Genomic DNA, 20,133 nt, shown 5'->3' with positions numbered 1-20,133 from the left:
TTTTATTGTGTTCACCTACTTAGAAGAAATTCTATCTGTGGTAAACAACAAGATTTAATGATTGCATATTAAATATATGTGACAAGAACTAGAATTGTAGACCTCTTTCTTCAAAAATTGTCAGATATCTAAACCTAGAATCATCAAGTAAATAATGATGTTCTAGTTCTGAATTGTTCGATTTTTCTGTGAACTTTTGTACCAAGATTAGCAATGAAATAAAGATGCAATTAGAAATATATAGAGAAAAAATTATTGACTTTGAAACTTGTGCAGAAGTATTCACTGTCTACCATCAAAAAGGACGGAAAATCGTTCTCTGTAATGGGGTATTTGACTTACTACATCCCGGACACATTGCTCATTTACAAGCGGCTAAAGCAATGGGAGACTTATTAGTAATCTCCCTAACTGCTACTCCTTATATTAACCGAGGACCAGGAAGACCAATATTTTCTGATGAGTTGCGTGTTAATTCTATAGCTGCTTTAGCTTGTGTTGATTATGTAATTTTAACTCCCGCCGTCACAGCTTTGGAAGTAATTGAGAAAGTGCGTCCTCATATTTACTGCAAGGGAGATGAATATGCGGAAACAGAGAAAGATGTAACCCACAATATTGATAAAGAAATCGCTCAAGTAAGAGCTTACGGAGGTGACATTCGCTATACTCAAGAAATTACTTTTAGCTCTACACGACTGATTAATAATTATCTTGATGTTATCCCTCCAGAATTAAAACGTTATGCCAATGATTTTAGTCAACAATATGCTTTTGAGGATATTAGAAATGCGATAGAAGCAATGCAGGATCTCAATGTTTTGGTGTTGGGGGATATTATTATTGATGAGTTTGTTCACTGTACAGTTCAGGGATTAACCTCAAAAGGAAGAGCGCCATCAACCCGCTTTGTGAAAAAAGAACAACATTTGGGGGGAGTTTTTGCGATCGCTAACCATCTCAGTAGTTTTGCCAAATCTGTCACCCTAGCTAGTACCATTGGTGATGAACCAAATGTACATCATTTGATTGCTAATCATATTGATGGTACGCTGCATCTTAATTTACATTGTGTAGAAAACTATTCTACAGTAACAAAGTGTCGTTATATTGAACAACAAGGGAAAACCAAGGGTTATACCCAATTATTTGCGATTAATTCGATAGACGAAGAAGGACTAGGACCCCAAGAACGAGAAAAACTTTTAGATGCTTGGGAAAAACTGTTAAAAAACTGCGATTTAGTGGTTTTGGCGGATTATGGTCATGGATTAATTGATGCTGAGGCAATTGAATTAATTCAATCACAAGCACCATTTTTAGCCTTAAACTGTCAAACTAATAGTGCTAATTACGGTTATAACCTAATTAGTAAATATAAGCGAGCCGATACATTTTGTGTAGATGAACAGGAAATTCGTCTGGCATTTTCTAATCGTTATGGTAATCGAGAAGAGTTACTAAAACGGTTGCAATATCATTTAGGAGCGCAACAAGGTTGGTTAACTTTAGGATCTGCTGGTTCTTTGGGAATTAATACTCATGGAGAGATGGAAATTACTCCGGCCATGACACAACAAGTCAAAGATACCACCGGGGCTGGAGATGCCTTTTTTGCCCTAGCCAGTTTGAGTGCTAAGTTAGATTTGCCTGTGCAGTTAGGATCATTTTTAGGAAATTTGGCCGGAGCGATCGCTGCCAATGTTTTAGGAAATGAAAAGCCTGTAGACAAGGGACGCTTATTAAAGTTTGCTAAAACAATTTCCACATTTTAAAAGATAATTAAGGAGTAAATCAATGAATCCAATTCAACAAGTTTTAGTGACCGGTGGTGCTGGTTATGTAGGAGCTATTTTAGTTCCTAAACTTCTGCAAGCTGGATATGGAGTTAAGGTAATAGACTTGTATCTTTATGGCAAAGATGTATTAAATGCCGTTAAAGATCATCCTCATTTAGAAGAGATTGAAGGCGATATCCGCGATCGCCAACTTCTAGAAAAAATCATGCCAGGATGTGATGCTGTCATTCATTTAGCTTGTATTTCCAACGATCCCAGCTTTGAATTAGATCCAGACTTAGGCCGTTCGATTAATTACGATGCCTTTTTTGACTTAGTAGACGTTGCCAAAGATGCCGGAGTGAAGCGGTTTATTTATGCTTCTTCCTCCAGTGTTTACGGCATCAAAGAAATAGAAAATGTCACAGAAGACTTACCCTTAATGCCTTTAACAGACTATTCTCGTTATAAGGCTTTATGCGAAGAAGTCTTATTGAGTAAACGAGAACCAGGTTTTGTTACCTTAGTTTTGCGTCCTGCTACAGTCTGCGGTTATTCCCCCCGTCAGCGACTAGATTTAGTGGTGAATATTCTCACTAACCACGCAATTAATAATGGTAAAATTACAGTTTTTGGTGGTCAGCAAAAACGTCCCAATATCCATATTGAAGATATGACCGATCTGTATCTAAAATCTCTACAATGGTCAGATGAAGCGATTGACGGTAAAATATTTAACGCTGGCTATGAAAATCATACCTTGATGGAAATTGCCGAGATGACCCGTCAAGTAGTGGGAGAATCTGTAGAAATTATGACTACACCCACCGACGATCTGCGTTCATACCATATTTCTTCAGAAAAAATTAAGCAAGAACTGGGATTTGTCCCTGCACTTCTGACTATATCGGGTTTGATCCAGATTTAAGAGAATTACAAGAACGTCAAGATCGCAATTTATTCGGGAGAGACAATGCTGCTCAATTGGATCATTCTCAGTAATCATCCCTTGCTTACCAAAAAATACCCAATCCAGAAAACCATTGTACATCTCCACAACATTTGTTACCGCCGTAATTTCCCGTCTCAACGTAACATTAGAAACTAAACTCTTTATTAAGAAATGAATCTGTTCAAGGTGAAAATACAGCAGAATCTGGTAATAACAGAAAAGTTGTCAGCTTAAAAACAATTAGTAAGAACTTTTGGAGGCATATTTAATATTGTTCAACATTCAAATTCTCAAGTTTTTCAACCTGTTAATGTAATTTTTTCAACCATAAATGTTCACAAATTATTTATAAATGATATGGCTTACTAATGAATGTAAGCTATATTTTTTCTCTGATATCGTTTTACTTTAAAGATGCACATATAGCATTTCCTAGTCTAATGAAGTACAAAATTATCTGCGTCAATCTGCGTTTAATTATTACTGCTTATAGCTTACTTAAATAGAAATTACCATACAAGTTTCTATGTATTAGACAATACAATTTTTAGTTCTAGGGTAAAAATACTACCTATTCCCACCTGACTTTCAACTTTCAGATGCGCTTGATGTTTTTGGGCGATCGCCACAGCTATAGCTAAACCTAACCCTGTGCCTCCGGTTTTACGAGAGCGGTCGCCATCAACACGGTAAAAGCGCTCAAAAATTCGCTCCTGATCAGCAAGCCCAATCCCAATCCCCGTATCTTTCACAGCAATCACAGCAGTGTAATCACTCCTGACTAAGCTAACAGTTACATATCCCCCTCTGGGTGTGTACTGGATGGCATTGGCAATCAAGTTTGACACTAAACGGTAAAGTTGCGATTCATTACCTAGAGCATAAATCTCGCAAGTGGTAATTTGGCAGGTTAAGTTAATATCAGCAGCAGTAGCAAGTTCTAAAAATTCTTCAGTCAAATCGCTCACCAAATCATTTAAGCAACAGGGCTGAAAAGGTTTTGCCCCTAAATTTTGCTCAAGTGAATTTTGCTCCAGACTGGTTAACAAGAGTAAGTCCGCGATCAAATGGCTCAACCTTCGCCCTTGTCGCTCAACAGTATAAAGCATTATTTGTATATCTTGTTGATTGGATTGCGGTATGCGGAGAATAGCTTCCACAGTCGCCAACAGACTAGCCAAGGGCGATCGCAATTCGTGGGCAGCATTAGCAGTAAACTGTTGCTGTTGCTGATAGGACTGGTAAATCGGCTGCATTGCTAATCCTGAAAGCCACCAACTGGAAGTAGCAACCAAGCTCAGAGCAATTGGCAACCCAATCGCCATAATCCATTGAATCCGCCTGATTTCGGCATCAAAATGTTCTAAAGTGCGGCCAATTTGCAAATAGCCCCAGGATGAATGGGTGCTGGCTTCATTAACTAAAGGATGGGTATTGGCACTATGCAAAATTGTGGTGAATTGGTGATAGCGAATGCCCTTAGCCGTGCGAAAGGTTTGCCATGAACTGCGGTTAAGAGTTGGCGGCAGAGATAGCGGTTGATTGGGTGAAAAAGCCAGGAGTTTCCCTTGATGATTGAATAGACGAATATAATATGTGGTGCGATCGCTGATGCCGATGGTGTGCCGTTGGATCAGCGTTGGGGTAGCCTTGCAAGGTTGATCACTCAAACAAAGATCGGGAAAAATCTGTTGCAGCACAGCAGTCGGTTCTTCAGAAGGCGGTAACAGTGGTTCAACGCTATCGTGTAAAGTTCCAGCAATTGATTCAATTTCGCGCTCCATTGCTGTCCAGTTTGTTTGTACCATTGCGCGATACATCCCCAAACCAGAAACACTCAAAATCACGCCCATAACTCCGGCATACCAGAGGGCTAACCGTAGACGACTGCGCCGAAAAAGAGAGTAGCTATTCATAGCCGAGAATCAAGTTGAGAGTTAAAGCGATAGCCAGCACCGGGAACAGTTTCAATCGGGCAGGGACAGCCATGATTTGCTAACTTGCGCCGTAATAGGCGCATTTGCGCTGCAACTACATTACTAATCGGCTCTTCATCCATGTCCCAAAGTTGATGACGCAATTTACTACCGGGAATGATCCGATTGGGGTTCTGCATCAAATACATGAGCAACTGAAATTCTTTGGTGGTTAAGGGAATGATTAGGGGCGTAGATCCATCTGAATTTACTCGGAGGACATTGTTTGCTGTATCCATAGTAAAACCTGCAACAGTCAGGGTAGACGGTTGTAGTTGAGGCGATCGCCTCTGAAGGGCCCGCAACCGTGCCAGCAATTCTTCCATTACAAACGGTTTGACTAAATAATCATCCGCGCCCGCATCCAGCCCTGCCACGCGATTTTCGGGCTGCCCCAAAGCAGTAAGCATCAGCACTGGTAAGGGATTTTGGTATAGTCTGAGCTTCTGACATAACTGTAATCCCGACATTTCGGGCAGCAGCCAATCAACAATAGCAACTGTATAGTCTGTCCACTGGCTTTCAAGACAGAGCCATGCCTCAGTGCCATCTGTCACCCAATCCACAACATATCTCTCGCTAATTAGGACTTGCTTGATTGCCAGTCCCAAATCTGCTTCATCTTCCACCAGTAAAATTCGCATCACTTCAGGGAAATCAACCACGAAGCTCTGATCTTACAAAAACTTTTGCTATTTCACCTGGATTTCATCTACCCTTTGGCAAACTATGGAGAACTTTTGTTGTGAGGAGTGATTATGAAACCTTTTATGCTAATGAGTTCCATTCTGGCAGCCAGTTTAATTATCAGTGCGCCCACAGTTGTATTTGCTCACGTTGGACATGGTGATGAATTTCAAGCAAAGGGCGGTATTAATCGCGTCAAAGTCAATCCCCAAACCGATCAACTGTTAGGTATTGTTGTCACGCCAATCGCCTCCTCTGCCAAATCTGGATCTGCGGTGATGATTCCGGTGACGGCATTGGTTGATGCTGATGGCAAGCAACTAGTCTTTGTGCAGTATAAGAATTTTTATGAGCCAGTGAAAATTACAACTGGCGCGACCAAAGGCGAACTAATCAATGTTACCAAAGGATTGTCAGTTGGAGAAAAGCTCGTTACCCAAGGTAGTTTGTCACTCTATGCTGAATCGCGTAAAACTCAAACCGCCAATACAGCAACCAGTCCAGTAGCGAGTGCTACTCCTAAAACTGATACAGCCCATGCTCAGGCAGATGCTAAAGGAATACCTCATAGCCATGATGCCAGCGGTAATCTCGTCTCACAGGCTGGTGAAACAACTCAGCAAGCAAGTGGTGGATTGCCGATGGGTATTTTAGCAGGAGTTGGTGGTGGAGTTGTGCTTGTGGGTGGAGCGATCGCTGTTATCGCAGGCAATCGCAAGAACAAGGGAGGAGTTTAATTGAAATGTTTAACTCCATTCTGAATCAGATTCTCAAAACCTCAATTGTCCAGCGTTGGTTCATAGTTATCTGTGCGATTTTAGTAACGCTGTGGGGAGTGTTCACTGCCACACAGATGCCACTGGACGTGTTTCCTGAATTTGCGCCTCCCCAGGTGGATATTCACACCGAAGCGACTGGACTCGCTCCAGAGGAAGTAGAATCACAAATTACCGTGCCGATTGAAAGCGCGGTGAATGGTTTGCCGGGGGTGACTACGGTGCGTTCTTCCTCCAAAGTCGGACTGTCTATGGTGCAGGTGGTATTTGACCAGGATGCCGACATTTACAAAGCCCGGCAATCAGTGACAGAACGACTCCAACAGGTGACAAATCAGTTACCTGAAGGGGTGCATCCGCCGGAAATTTCACCGTTAGCATCGCCCTTGGGTACGATTTTACAGTATGCCTTTACTGTGAATGGGCAAGGGAAAACCTCGCTGTTGGATTTGCGCCATCTGGTGGATAGCACCCTCAGCAACCAAATTTTGTCTGTACCGGGAGTCACCCAAGTCACCGTTTACGGTGGGGATGAACGGCAGGAACAAGTGTTAATTGATCCAGCAAAATTGCGATCGCTCAATGTTTCGCTGACCGAAGTTACCAATGCTGCCAAAGGCGCAAATTCTAACGCTCCTGGTGGATTTCTCATTGGTGGTGGTCAAGAACTGTTAGTACGCGGTATTGGGCAGGTAAAATCAATTGCAGACTTGCAGCAATCTGTGGTGAAGGTGCAAGATGGGAAACCAATTTTGCTCAAAGATGTGGCAGAAGTAAAAACGGGTGCAGCACTGAAGCGGGGAGATGCTAGTTTTAATGGGCAACCGGCTGTGGTAATGATGATTAACAAACAGCCTGATGTCGATACTCCCACGGTAACAAAAGCGGTAGAAGCGGTGCTGCAATCTTTGCAGGCGACATTTCCCCCTGATGTGCAAGTGAAACAAACGTTCCGGCAGTCCAACTTTATTGATACTGCCATTCGGAATGTTAGCAGTTCCTTAATCGAAGGCATCGTTATAGTGTCAGTGATTATGCTGCTGTTTCTGATGAATTGGCGCACTGCCCTAATTACTTTGAGTGCGATTCCCTTGTCGTTGTTGATTGGCGTAATGTTGATGAGAGCCTTTGGTTTGGGAATCAATACCATGACTTTAGGTGGATTGGTAGTTGCTCTAGGCGGCTTCGTCGATGACTCAATCGTTTACATGGAAAACTGCTATCGCAAACTCAGAGAAAATCAGGCGCAAGGTCATCCCATCCCTGCTTTTAAGGTAGTGTTTGACGCATTTGTAGAAGTGCGATTAGCAGTTGTCTTTTCCACGGTGATTATCATTGTGGTATTTGCACCAATTTTTAGTTTGACAGGTGTAGAAGGCAACATCTTTGCACCAATGGGTTGGGCATATCTGCTTTCCATCGCGGCTTCTTTATTTGTGGCCATGACTCTCACCCCTGCACTGTGTGCCATTTTACTAGCGAATCAAACCTTGCCTCAAGAAAATACGTTTGTTTCTCGTTTGGCACAGCGTCTTTATCGTCCACTGCTCAACATCTCACTACAATCGCCACAAATCATTCTAGGTGTAGCACTTGCAGCATTGGTGGCTGCTTCTGCGACTGTTCCCGCTTTAGGACGGGTGTTTCTGCCCGAATTTCAAGAAAAATCGATGGTCAACTCAATGGTCTTATTCCCCGGCGTGTCGCTGGATATGACCAATCGCGCAGGAATGGCACTGTACACATCACTCAAGGATAATCCTCTGTATGATTGGGTGCAAGTACGATCTGGACGCGCTCCTGGTGATGCTGATGGGGCAGGAGTGAGCATGGCTCATGTGGATGTAGAATTGAGTGACCGGGCGATGGCAGACCGCGAAGCCAGCATTAAACAACTGCGCGAAGCGTTCAACAAATTGCCCGGTGTGGCATCAAATATTGGTGGATTTATCTCCCACCGGATGGATGAAGTGCTGTCGGGGGTGAGAAGTGCGATCGCTGTGAAAATCTTTGGTCCAGATTTAATTGAACTGCGAAAGATTGGGGAACAAGTGCGAGATGTGATTCAGCCTATTGCTGGCGTTGTAGACTTGCAACTAGAACCTCAACTACCCATTCGTCAGGTACAAATTTATTACGATCGGGCGGCGGCTGCAACCTATGGATTGAGTATGGAGCAGTTGTCAAACGTGGTGGAAACTGCCCTGAATGGTCGTGTGGTATCGCAAGTCGCAGAAAATCAGCAGCTAATTGATATTTCTATCTCCTTGACGGAGAAAGCCCGCAATAGTTTAGATGCTATTCGCGCTATTCCTCTGATTACCCCGACCGGAAAAACCATCCAGTTGGGGGCTGTAGCCAAGGTAGACTACGGTATGGGAGCGAATGTTGTGAATCGGGAAGATGTATCACGGCTGATCGTTGTTTCGGCAAACGTTGCCGAGCGCGATTTGGGCAGTGTCGTCGGGGATATTCAATCCCAAATTCAACAAAAAATCAAACTCCCCAATGGCTATTTCATCCAATACGGCGGACAGTTTGAATCGGAGCAGCGTGCTACCAATAACATACTAGTGTTTAGCATCTTGGCAGCGATCATCATTGCCGTGTTAATGTTCTTTTCGGTTAAATCGCTCCCCGCTACAATCGCTATCATGCTCAATCTGCCCTTGGCGTTGGTGGGTGGTATTGTTTCAATTCTGTTAAGTGGTGGTGTCATCTCAGTCGCTTCCCTCGTTGGTTTCATTACCTTATTTGGCGTTGCTGTTCGCAATGGCTTGTTGCTGGTAGACAACTACAACAACAAGTTTGCCCAGGGTATGCTCCTTAAAGATGTGATTGTTAAAGGTTCTCTGGAAAGAATTGATGCCATTTTGATGACCGCACTTACTTCCGCTTTGGGAACACTACCTTTAGTGCTGGCGAGTGGCTCTGGCAATGAAATTCTGCAACCGTTGGCGATCGTGATTTTGGGCGGTTTATTTACTTCTACAGCTTTGACCTTATTAGTCATTCCTGCGCTCTATGCCAAATTTGGCAAACAGTTAATGCCTCAACAGAAACCTGTTTTAACTAACCAAAACTGGTCAAACTAATAACGATGATGTTGTGATTGCTACTCTAACAACATCTGTACATTCTCAAATTGACGATCCCCACGGCTTCTAGCTGGGGGATTTTTGCTACCCTGCGGGAAAACTCTTGATTTACCGTTATTTCAGCCTCCATCTAGTGTGTTAATTCTGAATCCCTTATCCCATAGGACTTCATGTACAAAATGTCATCCTGCCCGTCCTTGATGATTAGCGGGCAATTCGTCCCGCACCACAAGAAATTTTTGGGTATTTTTTTAATTGGAAGTCCCTTAATCAGCTTCAGTAAACATCGCAATCAAGCGATTCGCTGGTTTAGCCATTGCCACATACAAACTTTTTGGTAAAGACCATTGATTACCGGGCTTATTGGGGTCAAGATAAAACTTGCATAAACCTTCAATAAATTGTTTGATTTTGGAGATTTCATAACCCCATGCTTTTAATGATGGTAAAACTTCCGTTTCTACTATTGTTAATAATTCATCTCGTTTGCTAGTTACTCTCATGGCATTAAAAATAGTCCATGCCATTTCTAATGCTTCCAGAGTACCATCATTACCTCCTTGATAAAACCATTCAATATCAAAATCAATCATTCGCACATTTCCCTGGGTATCAATCATTTCATTCCCAGTCCAGCGATCAGCATAAATAATTCCCTGTCTGTGAGCTAAATTCATTTCTTGTAGAACCTTCGGCAAAAACTTGACTTCTCCAGTTTCTAGAAATTCCAACAAAGTTTTCCCTGTTACATATTCAATCAGCATCCAATCTTGATCTGCATGGATTAATTTAGGAACTGGTAAGCCGACAGCTAATGCCCGTTTGATAAAATCAACTTCATCTCCAATATTTCTGAGTTTAAAAGAACCGCCATTTTGGATAAAGCCAGTGGCTTCATACATATACTGCATATAAGCATCACCAGCTTCAGTGGAAATATCCCGTCTGGCACGAAAAACGCAGCGATCTGTGGCTGTTGTAATCAATAAGATATGATTAAATAATCCTTCTGATTGGGGTTTTTCTATTGTTGCTGTTTTACCTCCAGGTAAATAAGCTAAAGCACTTTCCAATCCCTGAGCGATATTTGTTGGTAGTGTATTCTTTAAATTTTCTGAAATTGAATTTTTCATTAGCTTTAACCAATACTTAATTTTAAACTAATTGCTAAGAAATCAAAAAACTCAGCCAGAATTTGATCATAGTGAGAGGCAAATTCAAGCTGATTAATTTCCTCTCGACTAAAATAGGCTAATTTTTGTCCTTCGTGTAGGGTTATTTGAGAAATATCTAAATCCAGCCGAGTCCAAAAAATGTGTTCATCACACTCTTCCCAAAAATAAGACTTGAAAAAATTAACTTCATCGAGTTTTAGTTCCAATTCTTCAACTAATTCTCTACGAATAGCTGCTTCTGGAGATTCATTTTTCTCTATATATCCTCCCAGGAATGCCCAAGTATTAGGAAAAGGAATAGAGCTTTTATTATCTCGAAGTACAAGTAAAACTTGCTGCTGACTGTTGAGAATAATTATGTCAGCCCCTGGCGCTTCTCTCATTTTAACTCTAATTTAATAAACTTTAATTATTATATGATCAAGAACTAAAATTAGAAAAATAATCTTTATTCTTTAATGTTTTCATCAAAGGTCAAAAAGAAGGACAGCAAGTGGTAATTAACTCACTAATACCAAATTAAGATGAAACTGCATAGAATAAGATTTCAAGAATAATTGACCGCAGATAAACGCAGATGTAACCGCGTTAGCGGCTTCCCGTAGCTTGCGTGGCGTTCGCGGTAGCGTGCCGGAGGCATCAGCCATAGGGTATGCAGATAAATACGGATGAATTAATGGATTTCATGATTCTGTGCAGCCTTACATAAAATTGGTATAACTCACTTCCCTCTTTAAGCCGATTTAATTTTCAACAGTTGTCAGAGAAACTGCATTAACTTCAGTATCACTACTCAAAGATTTTGGTAAATACACTAGCATTGTCACCATTTTGGCAAACATAAATAATATAATGGATAGCCACAAAAGATAGTTGTTGTGAAAATACCAAGCTGCTATAGCTGATGGGATAAATCCCAAAGTAGCAGAGATCAAACTGACATTACGAACAATTTTCCCTTCTGCTAATCCTAAGAAATATCCTTCCAGCATTGAGGCAACAGAATTGAATATAAGTATGAAGCATAAACACCAAATATAGGTATCAATATGTTCAGTAATTTCCGTATGGTTGGTTAATATGCCAAAGACAGCCTGGGGAAAGAAAACACAAATTGTAGCTACAGTGAGTCCTATCAATAAGCTGCTGGCAATTGAAACTTTCAGCAAGGGTAACAATTTCTCTTTTGAATCTTTACCTTTCAAGTTTCCGCTTAAGGTTTCGGTAGCAAATCCCATTCCGTTAGTTAAGTAAACATTTAGATGTGTTATCTGTCCTAATAAAGAATTTTGGGTAAAGAGTATCGTTCCCATCATGGCACTCAGATTACTAAAAATAGTAAAGACAGACATCTCAGTTATAGTTCTAATCAAGATATCTCTATTGAGAGCCAACATAGTTTTCAACTCTGAAAAATCCATGATTTGTGGGCTAACTGCGCGGATTTCTTGCCACTGAACTTTCCGACTAGCTAAAAGGATGCCGATAAACAACATTAAGTATTGGCTAGATGCTTGAGATACTCCGGCCCCCACACTATTCCAACCCCATTGAATAATAAATAAGTAGTCTAAAATTATCTTGGCTGCATTGCCAATAACTGAAAGTACCACAACCTTACTATTCTCCTCTCGTCCCAGTAACCAACCAATGAGAACGAAGTTCAGTAAAACAGCAGGTGCTCCCCAAATGCGAGCATTGAAATAGTCAATGCCGGCAGCTTTAACATCAATATCAGCACTCAAGAGCGAAAAACCTACCTCTCGCAAAGGATACTGCAAAATTAACAGTACGATACCTAATCCCAAGGCGATTAAGCCATTGCGTAGTCCCACTAGCAGTGCAGCCTCTTGATCATCTGCTCCCACAGCTTGAGCGGTTAACCCAGTGGTTCCCATACGTAAGAACTCAAGAATCAAATAGACGAGGTTAAACAAGATATTAGCTATGCAAACCCCTGCTAAGGCATCAATTTCTTGCAGATGACCCAAAAAAGCTACACTGATTAAACCCGCTAGAGGAATCATCAGGTTTGAAAGAATATTAGCGATCGCAAGACGGTAGAAACGAGGGAGAAAGTCATACTGTTCTGTTCGTGTTAAGTTCATGAGTTAATTCAGTATTTAGCTTACTGGTTGGATTTTAGACCGAGTTGAGTCGAGATATAGACGAATTTGTTACCCGCTTGAGTTCCTCGATTCTTAAGTCCTCATCAGCAGTAGAATTGTCAACAAAGGTATTTTCTTGCCCATAATTAACACTTCGGAGTGCAGGTTCTGGTATTTCAGTATCCGGTATTAAATTATCAACAGAGCCACTTATCCACCCATTATTACTACCTTGAAGCAGTGGTTCTCCTGAAACTGGATCTAGCTGTGTGCCATTCCCAACAAACGCGCTCTGTAACGCGTTGTTAACAACTTCCTCTGCTGGTTCTGGTGTTACCATAGCTGGTGTGCCATCCTCAACAGAATCTATTTTCCCCCCGTTATTGCCATTTGGGGTTGATGTTTCTGGTAAAACAGGGGATTGTTAATCGCCAAAAGCCTGAAACGACGGATTTTCGTTCATGCACATCATGGTTAATTTGTACAGTGCGTAAGTCCTAGTAACAATCTTTTTCCCCATAAATCTGGTTAGTTGGGTTTCTGGTTTCATATCTAGCATACTGGAAATTGGTGTAGGAAAATCTATTTGGTATAAAGCTAGTTCCCATTCAAACTAACTTTTTGAGCATTCAAACTAAATAGACTGTTGAGGAACTGTAAGATCCACCAATTTGATAAGTAATTGGACAAAAATATTTACAGTCATTGCGAGCGAAGGGAAGCAATCACAACCCTTGCGTTTGCTTGATTTCACTTCGTTCCATATGGCTAACGCCACGCAACGCTTACGCAATGACATCGTGTAATTAATTCTGTCTCACTACTTAGCCTCTACAATTTCCATAGGTAACAATTTCTCTACTGGTTTATTTTGGCTTGCTGCATAGCCAACAATCCCCTTGAGGGCATAAACCGATAAAATAGCAGTTCCCTTTAATTGCTCACTGTTCCATTGGTAAGTATTAATGGTATCAAGGGCATTTTGAATATCCATAAAATTCTGTTTAATTAATAATTTGAATAGGGGAATTATCCCTCTATATTCTAGCTTGCCTTGGGGTACAGTCGAGTTAAAACCATTAGTCATTAGTCATTAGTCATTAGTTATTAGTCATTAGTCATTAGTCATTAGTCATTAGTTATTAGTTATTAAATTATTTCTCCCTGACCTCTTATTCCCTATTCCCTATTCCCTAACATTTGTTTGATTATAGAAGTTACGCATTGACAGATGACAGAACAACAAAATAGTGAATTGATAAGTATAGGTCGTCTACTTACTAGGTATTGGACACTCAATCATTCTTGCTACACTCAACCATAATCCACTATAAATTCCAATCACGACGATAATTAAAGAAACTTAGTAGCAATTCTGAAAAAGTATGGTTCTGATTAATTCTCTGTCTATGCCATTCTCGCGCTATTTCCATAAGAATTTCGGAAAAACTGGGATAAATAGGTGATAATTTAGCCAAATACTGAATTTTCATATTTTGTGAGATTGCTAAACTAATTAAATTAATTAATTCTTCTGCTGCTATTCCCAATATAGAACATCCCAAAATTTTTCCATTTTCCAAAACTACTAATTTACAAACACCTGTAATTTCTCCTTGTATTTGTGCCGCCGTGGCTGTTTTAAAATATTGCTTAAAAACTAAAACCTGCTTTTGAGAATATTGGTTTTTAGCTTGTTTTTCTGTTAAACCAACTTGTGCTACCCTGGGCTGAGAATATATTCCCCAAGGAACAAATTCATAATTAACTTTTAGTTTGGGAAAGAATAGGGCATTTTTTACAGCAATATTAGCTTCATAATTACCAATATTCTGAATATCATAACCACCTAGCACATCACCGCAAGCGTAAATCCGATGATTTGTAGTTTGTAATTTTTCATTGACAACCAAGCGGTATTGATGCCATTTTACTCCCACCGCTGGTAAATTCAAATACTCTAAATTTGGCTGTTGTCCAGCACAAATGAAAATTTCATCGGTTTCAATGGCTTGATTTCCAGCTTGTACCCATTTCTTATGATCTATTTGTCGGACTTGGGTAACTTGAGTTTGTGTTAAAATCCGTACACCATCAATTTCTAATTGTGCTGTTAGTAATTTGGCTATTTCTGCATCAAGACTAGGCAAAATGCTAGAATATTTGACTATTAATGTGACTTGACAACCAAATCTGGCTAAAACTTGGGCTATTTCTATACTTTGAGGAATACCACCAATTATCACCCAATTTTCGGGTAATGTGGTTTTTTCTAAAAATTGCCAAATATTAGCTAAAGTTAGATATTTAATAGTATCTAATCCTGAAATATCAGGAATTAATGGACGAGAATCATTAGCGAGTAAGTAAGTGCGACTATATAAGCGTCTTTCATTAACTGTAAAACTTAATTGAGGAGAAGATTGAAATTGACCATTACCAACAATAATATCAACTCCTTGGGCAGCTAAATTCGCCAAAGAATGTATTTGATTAATATTTTTGGCAACAGCATTTGCATAAAACATTCCTTTTTTCCAGTTCAGAAATTCCAGATTTAAGTGAATATTTTTTTCGTAAGTTCCTAGATTTACTAAATTATAATATTTCTGGGTAGTTTGACTAATTTCGCTGAGTATGTATTGATAATTTAAATTATAGTTATGAGTAAAATCTGCGCTGACAATCAAGGCAACTTTAGCGTGTAGCTGAGTAGCACTTAAAGCAGCTTGGTATCCAGCAATACTGCCACCAATAATAACGATATCGTAATCAATATTTGTCATTTGTCATTTGTCATTGGGTAATTTTATTCTTCCTTCTCCCTTCTTCCTTCTTCCTCCTGAACTTCTGATAGCGCAGCGTGGCGTTAGCCATACTTCTGAATGGGCGCAGGACTTGCGCCCCTACCTCCTGAACTCCTGCTAAGTAATGGGACAGAATTAATTACACAATTGATTTTTCTGTTCCCTGTTCCCTGTTCCCAGTTAAGAGTTCCCTGTTCCCTCTCTCAACGAGTGAATTTAATTTTGTCCGACTAAGTAGGTGAACACAATAAAACCAAACTGTGTAAAGAAATGTAAAATCGCCTAAACCCTCTTCACTCTTGCCTCTTGCCTCTTGCCTTTTGCCTTGCCATAACGACAATTTTCAACGCCAACCTACTTACTTATTGATTTTGAATTGTTTCAAGTGCTGTTAATAGGCATTGATTATCAGCTTTTGTACGGACTGCGACACGGAAAAAGCGATCGCCTAATTCTTTAAAACTTAAGCAATCACGAATTAAAATCTGGTGTTGCCGAAGCAAATTTTGTTGTAACTGGGAAGTAGGTCGTTGAGATTCTACCAATAGGTAGTTAACAGAGCCTTCTATGGGTGTTAAACCAGGAATTGAGGCTAGACTTTGAAATAGTTGATTTCTCGCCCCTGGCAGCCATTTCCAGGTGAGATTTTGAAATTCTGTATCTTGGAGGGCGGCGATCGCTGCGGCGGCTGCTAAAGTATTCACAGGCCAAGGATCTCGCCATGATTTCCACTTAGCTAAACGTTGAGGGTGAGCGATCGCATATCCTAATCTTAGCCCTGGTAAACTGTAAAATTTGGTGAGCGATCGTAAAATCACCAAATTCTCGTATTCCTGCACCAACCCAATTAAACTTTGTTCCTCTTCTGGCGGCAAAAAATCCATAAACGCTTCATCTACCACCACCAAAGCAAACTTTTTCAAATATGGTAAAACAGATTCCCGTGAGAATAACTTTCCCGTTGGATTATGGGGATTATTCAGCAATAACCCAAAACCTGAAGTCTCCAGCCCGAAATCTGGCAATAGAGAAATATTCCCCTTCCCCGTTACCAAATCCACAGGAAACTCCAGAACTTTAGCATTATCAGCCGCAAGAGTGCGGTAATAGTCGCCAAAAGCTGGAGTTAGTACAACCGTTGCTGCTAATTGTGCTAATTCTCTACCCACCAAAGTTAATAGTTCTGCTGAACCATTACCCGGCAAAATCCACTCAGTAGGTAATTCATGAAAATGACTCAGAGCAAGTCGTAATTCACCATACTCTGGGTCAGGATAATTCCTCAAACTACCTAGTTGAGACACAATCGCCGTAATCACACTATTTGGTGGTCCCAACGGGCTGATACTGGCAGAGAAATCCACAATAGCATCAGGGGAACAGCCAGCCAGCGCTGCTGCCCAAGCCAAATTTCCCCCGTGTGCTTGTTGTGGCATCAAAAATGTTTTTCCTATAACTGAACTTACTCTTTTGGCTCTTTTGGGGGTGCTACTCTTTCTCTAAACAGTTTTCCAGCAGAGAAAGCGGGAACTCTGGTAGCGGGAATTTCCATTTTTTCATTCGTTTTGGGGTTACGTCCTTCACGGGCTTTGCGTTCCCGTGATTCAAACGAACCAAATCCCACCAATGTTACTTTATCACCGGAAGAAACCGCTTCCACAATAGTTTCGATGGCAGCACTCAAAACTTGGTCAGCCTGTTTCTTGGTAACGTTAGCCTTTTCAGCTACTGCATCAACTAATTCGCCTTTGTTCATGTTAAACTCCTAAAGTTTTATCAGAGATTATTTCTCAAGATGCACTATTAAAGCATCTTTACCTAAATCTCTGTTTGTAGAAATACAAAAATCGTTCCCTGAGAGTATTTACACTCAGAACCGCTGCAAATACGATTGACTTGACTTTTCAATGAATCATTCTAAGGTGTTGTAGCCCGAAGTGGATAGATGAAACTATTAATTTATATAGATTTCAGGATTTTTTTTCTTTTTTACCTCTTTCTTGTAATTAAAATACCCTATTTTTTAGAAATAAATACTTAGTTGTCATTGGTCATTGGTCAGTTGTCATTGGTCAGTTGTCATTGGTCAGTTGTCATTGGTCAGTTGTCATTGGTCAGTTGTCATTGGTCATTTGTCATTGGTCATTTGTCATTGGTCATTTGTCATTTCCCCCTGCTCCCTGCTCCCTGCTCCCTGCCCCCTGCTCCCTGCTCCCTGCTCCCTGCTCCCTGCTCCCTGCCCCCTGTCCCTTGCCTCTGGCTTTCAGAACTCTGCGGAGTCGGTCAGGACTCAAGTAAACTTGTCGTTCAGATGCTAGTTTTTTGGCTAGTTGTTTGGAGCTATAAGTCTGAGGTTCTTCAAATAGACAGTTTTCTAGATACTCTAAATCATTTTCCGAATAGCGAGGTTTTCCGCCTCGACCTGGAGCATCCCATAATCCGGCTAAACCCATTTTTCGCCACCGATGTAGGGTCTGACGGACTGTAGAAACTGCCCAGTTTAAGCCTTGAGCAATTTGTTCGTTATTTAATCCACGAGCATTCAACAGTAGAACTTGAGCGCGGTCTTTTGTCCGTTGAGGAACATCCTTAGCCTTTCTCAACTCTTCTAAAGTTAACTTTTCTTCATCACTTAAAAAAATTTTCAGTCGGCATCCCATAATCCTTTTGATCTGATTAATGTATTTGGTATATTGATGTGTATTTTGGGCGGTATATTTGTCAATACTACCTATACTAACACATTATTTCTATGTTTTGTCAAGACTTTATGGGCTTTAGTGTAATTGTAAATATTCTTTAATTTTGTTGAGCATATCAGTATACAATAATAATTCAGGAGTCAGGAGTAAAAATGGCTTGCTATTTTGAAAATATACTAAACACGGATGAGATTTAAACTTTTGCCAAATGACAAAGAACCCAGATGTGTAGGGGTAAAGCATAAGCTCATAGGTGTCAACTTAGGCTACAGATGGCTTATTTGTTGGCTTCCACACCCACCCAGAAATGAATTTCCGGGCTAATAAGGAACGCAAATTTAATAACCTGCAATTCTGATGTAACCTGGAATGGTGCGTTACGCTGTCGCTAACACACCCTACTTTTGCACCTTATTTAATTCACATTCCTAAGTAAAGTTTACTAAGAGACTTCCAAATAAAAAAATGTCCCAAAACTGATACAGAAATTCTCTCTCTGTGTACTCTGTGCCTCTGTGGTTCGTTTCTTAGGATAATTTATTTCTTGGAAGTCTCTAAGAGGGTGTTTGAAAAGTTATGGTTGATGTATCAAATATTTTTTACCCCTCCCTAACCCTCCCCTTGTAAAGGGGAGGGAACTGGATTTTTATTGTTTCCCCCCTTTACAAGGGGGGACTAAGGGGGGTAGCAATGTGATGAAAATTACGGAATACCACTTTTCAAACATCCTCTAAAGTAAGTAGGTGAACACAATAAAACCAAACTGTGTAAAGAAATGTAAAATCGCCCAAACCCTCTTCACTCTTGCCTCTTGCCTCTTGCCTTTTGCCTTGCCATAACGACAATTTTCAACGCTCACCTACTTAGACTGGGGATTTTTAGTCATCAAAAGACAACTTTTGCTATTAGACTGGGAATTCATTCCCAGGCGGGGTATGGGTTTTACGTTAAGTTGACACCAATTATCACTGCTAAACCCCTACGTTTAGAATCAAACAATCAAGCCGTTTTGAGTATACCTAAAACCAATGACTAATGACTAATTCTTCAGTTGATTGAATAATGTGCATTCCAGCTTCGGCAAATCTGGCAAATGCGTTATTAGCCTGTTCCGTATAGTCAACTACACCAGGAACGACAACAGGAGAAGTGCAATCTTCTAAAAGATAAATTTTCTTTGTGAGGGTGGGATCTACCTGTTTAATTTCTGTTAATAAATCGTCAATTGTCCAAGCAACACAATGACTTTTAGCTTGTCCCGCAATAATCACCGCATCATATTCTAAAAGTTGTTTAATTAAATTTGTGTTTTTTTGTCCAATTGGCTGATTATCAAATCCTGTCAAAACTTCGGGGCGTAAAATAGAATAATTTTCTGTTAACGGATTTTCCCCTTTTAATTCAAATTGGGTTTGACTTTGACGGGCGATACTATGAAAAAATATTGCTTCTTCTACTGATGCAACCAAAGCATGACCAATTCCACCTAACATGGAATGATAAGGCCACACTGTTAACGGGTATTTTCCATCTTGGCTAAGTTGTTGAACATAATGAAAAGCCTGTTTTGCTAACAAGTCATCATCACCATTATTGAGACTATTAGCAACCGCTGGATTAACTTGCCAAATACCGTTCTCAATATCTGTGGGTGTAATGTTGGTTGCGGCAGGTATTGGGTGTTCTCCTTGGGAATTTACCCAGAATATAGGATGAAAGATTTGCATGGCTGTGTGAGTATCTAGTGTGGGAATAATTTTGGTAATTATTCGCAAGTTGCGATAAATAAATTCGCACAGTCTTTGATTATCTTCAACTGCACCAATTCCAGTTTTTCCGCCTACAAATAATTCAAAATCGGGAATGCAAAAGGTATTTTGGACATCTATTAATAATAGACAAATGCGGTTTTTATCTAAAGCTGCTGATGGAATGTTTTGTTGTTTGGCATAAGTTTCAGATTCAGCAGCACGTTGTTGATAAGGTACACGCCAAACTTCACCGACTTTTGCAGGGTTAAAGTGGGAGGGAATTGGTAATTGGGGCATATTCTGGGCATTCATCATGAAAATAC

The 20,133-nt window shown here is 40.4% G+C and carries 17 protein-coding genes; 4 read left to right on the top strand and 13 right to left on the bottom strand.

Features of this window, described 5'->3' with window-relative positions; translation table 11 throughout:
• The first annotated feature begins 224 nt into the window (after nt 1-224).
• Nucleotides 225-1,775: a PfkB family carbohydrate kinase gene (locus FJR37_RS00230; RefSeq protein ID WP_168464963.1), complete on the top strand. Its 1,551-nt coding sequence runs from the start codon at nt 225-227 to the stop codon at nt 1,773-1,775.
• 22 nt (nt 1,776-1,797) lie between these two features.
• Nucleotides 1,798-2,706 (top strand): NAD(P)-dependent oxidoreductase, encoded by a 909-nt coding sequence (locus tag FJR37_RS00225; protein ID WP_168464961.1) that lies wholly within the window; start codon nt 1,798-1,800, stop codon nt 2,704-2,706.
• On the opposite strand, the gene FJR37_RS27565 is transcribed toward FJR37_RS00225, so the two are convergent.
• The 3 genes from FJR37_RS27565 to rppA form a co-directional block, all read right to left on the bottom strand.
• Nucleotides 2,635-2,829, bottom strand: a complete 195-nt coding sequence (locus tag FJR37_RS27565) for a hypothetical protein (protein ID WP_371416079.1) — start codon at nt 2,827-2,829, stop codon at nt 2,635-2,637. The two genes, FJR37_RS00225 and FJR37_RS27565, sit on opposite strands and share 72 nt — an antisense overlap.
• A 425-nt stretch (nt 2,830-3,254) precedes the next feature.
• On the bottom strand, nt 3,255-4,646 hold the full coding sequence (gene rppB, locus FJR37_RS00215) for a two-component system sensor histidine kinase RppB (RefSeq protein ID WP_168464957.1): 1,392 nt from the start codon (nt 4,644-4,646) through the stop codon (nt 3,255-3,257).
• Complete coding sequence (rppA, locus tag FJR37_RS00210; protein WP_168465002.1) at nt 4,643-5,350, bottom strand: two-component system response regulator RppA; 708 nt, start codon at nt 5,348-5,350, stop codon at nt 4,643-4,645. The genes rppB and rppA overlap by 4 nt, the downstream gene beginning before the upstream one ends.
• Nucleotides 5,351-5,482: 132 nt before the next feature.
• On the opposite strand from rppA, the gene FJR37_RS00205 reads away from it, so the two are divergent.
• Together FJR37_RS00205 and FJR37_RS00200 are read left to right on the top strand one after the other, a co-directional pair.
• Complete coding sequence (locus FJR37_RS00205) at nt 5,483-6,130, top strand: cobalt transporter (RefSeq protein WP_254434473.1); 648 nt, start codon at nt 5,483-5,485, stop codon at nt 6,128-6,130.
• A gap of 5 nt (nt 6,131-6,135) precedes the next feature.
• On the top strand, nt 6,136-9,264 hold the full coding sequence (locus tag FJR37_RS00200) for an efflux RND transporter permease subunit (RefSeq protein ID WP_168464953.1): 3,129 nt from the start codon (nt 6,136-6,138) through the stop codon (nt 9,262-9,264).
• A 269-nt stretch (nt 9,265-9,533) separates the two neighbouring features.
• Here the strand turns inward: FJR37_RS00200 and FJR37_RS00195 are convergent, their stop codons facing one another.
• The 10 genes from FJR37_RS00195 to FJR37_RS00150 all read right to left on the bottom strand — a co-directional run bounded on the left by FJR37_RS00195 (nt 9,534) and on the right by FJR37_RS00150 (nt 20,122).
• On the bottom strand, nt 9,534-10,400 hold the full coding sequence (locus tag FJR37_RS00195; RefSeq protein ID WP_168464951.1) for a hypothetical protein: 867 nt from the start codon (nt 10,398-10,400) through the stop codon (nt 9,534-9,536).
• Nucleotides 10,401-10,405: 5 nt separating this feature from the next.
• A complete protein-coding gene (locus tag FJR37_RS00190) occupies nt 10,406-10,825 on the bottom strand; it encodes an NUDIX domain-containing protein (RefSeq protein ID WP_027401737.1) in 420 nt (139 codons plus the stop codon).
• A gap of 360 nt (nt 10,826-11,185) precedes the next feature.
• Nucleotides 11,186-12,550, bottom strand: coding sequence for a guanitoxin biosynthesis MATE family efflux transporter GntT (gene gntT / locus FJR37_RS00185; protein WP_039203217.1), 1,365 nt, complete (start codon nt 12,548-12,550; stop codon nt 11,186-11,188).
• 34 nt (nt 12,551-12,584) lie between these two features.
• Complete coding sequence (locus tag FJR37_RS00180; RefSeq protein WP_039203218.1) at nt 12,585-12,890, bottom strand: hypothetical protein; 306 nt, start codon at nt 12,888-12,890, stop codon at nt 12,585-12,587.
• Nucleotides 12,891-13,370: 480 nt separating this feature from the next.
• The gene (locus FJR37_RS00175; protein WP_168464949.1) at nt 13,371-13,637 is read right to left on the bottom strand and encodes a hypothetical protein; all 267 of its coding nucleotides are present in this window, start codon (nt 13,635-13,637) and stop codon (nt 13,371-13,373) included.
• 241 nt (nt 13,638-13,878) lie between these two features.
• The gene (locus FJR37_RS00170; protein WP_168464947.1) at nt 13,879-15,336 is read right to left on the bottom strand and encodes an NAD(P)/FAD-dependent oxidoreductase; all 1,458 of its coding nucleotides are present in this window, start codon (nt 15,334-15,336) and stop codon (nt 13,879-13,881) included.
• A 383-nt stretch (nt 15,337-15,719) separates the two neighbouring features.
• Nucleotides 15,720-16,793, bottom strand: a complete 1,074-nt coding sequence (gene cobD, locus FJR37_RS00165) for a threonine-phosphate decarboxylase CobD (RefSeq protein WP_168464945.1) — start codon at nt 16,791-16,793, stop codon at nt 15,720-15,722.
• A 26-nt stretch (nt 16,794-16,819) separates the two neighbouring features.
• Complete coding sequence (locus FJR37_RS00160; RefSeq protein ID WP_027401744.1) at nt 16,820-17,113, bottom strand: HU family DNA-binding protein; 294 nt, start codon at nt 17,111-17,113, stop codon at nt 16,820-16,822.
• 400 nt (nt 17,114-17,513) lie between these two features.
• Nucleotides 17,514-18,017, bottom strand: a complete 504-nt coding sequence (locus FJR37_RS00155) for a helix-turn-helix domain-containing protein (protein WP_174763368.1) — start codon at nt 18,015-18,017, stop codon at nt 17,514-17,516.
• A gap of 1,061 nt (nt 18,018-19,078) precedes the next feature.
• Entirely contained in the window at nt 19,079-20,122 is a 1,044-nt protein-coding gene (locus tag FJR37_RS00150) for an isochorismatase (protein ID WP_039202996.1), read from the bottom strand.
• Nucleotides 20,123-20,133: the final 11 nt, after the last annotated feature.

It is taken from the genome of Aphanizomenon sp. UHCC 0183 (assembly GCF_009712065.1).
Lineage (GTDB): Bacteria > Cyanobacteriota > Cyanobacteriia > Cyanobacteriales > Nostocaceae > Dolichospermum > Dolichospermum heterosporum.
Note: the sequence above shows the minus strand (reverse complement) of the source record. Positions and strands in the feature narration are given on the sequence as shown.